General features: G+C 72.6%; 1 protein-coding gene. It reads left to right on the plus strand.

Annotation, left to right across the window (positions count from 1 at the left end):
• The first annotated feature begins 214 nt into the window (after nucleotides 1-214).
• Nucleotides 215-631 (plus strand): CsbD family protein, encoded by a 417-nt coding sequence (locus ASF18_RS05135; RefSeq protein WP_056221335.1) that lies wholly within the window; start codon nucleotides 215-217, stop codon nucleotides 629-631.
• Nucleotides 632-980 lie beyond the last annotated feature (349 nt).

The raw sequence follows: 980 nt of genomic DNA on the forward strand, positions 1-980 counted from the left end.
AGCCGCGGCCGTCGCCGCCAAGTCCGCCGCCACCCAGGGCGCCTTCTACGGCGCGCTCGCCCTCATCCTGGGCGCGCTCGCCGGCTTCTTCGGCGGACGCCTTGGCGCTCCCAAGCTCCACACCCTCGCCGACAGCTACGACGCCCGCCGCGTCTGAGCCCTCGTCCCGGCCGGTCCCGCGACCGGCCGGATCCCGAACAGCAGGAGACCTGCCATGAACGGCGATCAATTCCGCGGCGCCTCGCGCCATCTCAAGGGCCGTGCCCAGACCGTGGTCGGCGGCCTCACCGGTGACCCGGCGCGCCAGGTGCGCGGCGCCGTGAACCAGGTGGCCGGCGGCGCCCAGTACGCCTACGGCCGCGCCCGCGACCGGGCCGAGGACCTCGTCGATGACGGCCGCCACCTCGCCCACGAGGTACGCGACCGCGCTGGCCACTGGATCGAGGAAGGCCGCGACCGCGCCGATCACCTGATCGACGAGGGCCGCGCCTTCACCCGTCACGCCCGCAAGCGCGGATCGACCTACGGCCGACGGGCCGTGCGCTACGCCGACGACAACCGCGCCTCCGCGCTCCTCGGCCTCGCCGCCGTCGCCTTCGCGGTCGGGTGGTTCGCCCGGCCCCGGCGTTGATCCGCAAGCCGATTCCCGGGCTTGGCTTGCCGGACGCGAAAAGCTCCGGGAAGCCGCCCTGGAACGGAGCGTGGGATCCGTCGGTGCCCCATCCCCGTTCTCTAACCTACGCGCGCCGCCTCGGCCGATCGCGATCCTGCCGACAGGCGAGCGATCACCCTCGGATCGTACCGTTTCTCCCAGACCTCGGACCACAGGATCGACGATGAGCAAGGGCTACCCCTCGATGACCGCGCTGCTGGGCCTTCTGGCCGTGGCCGGCTACCAGAACCGCGACAAGCTCGCAGAGCTGCTGAAGGGCCACGAGCCCACCGCACCCCAACGCACCGTCCCACCGATCCCGAACACA

This window comes from Methylobacterium sp. Leaf89 (assembly GCF_001422215.1).
Taxonomy (GTDB): domain Bacteria; phylum Pseudomonadota; class Alphaproteobacteria; order Rhizobiales; family Beijerinckiaceae; genus Methylobacterium.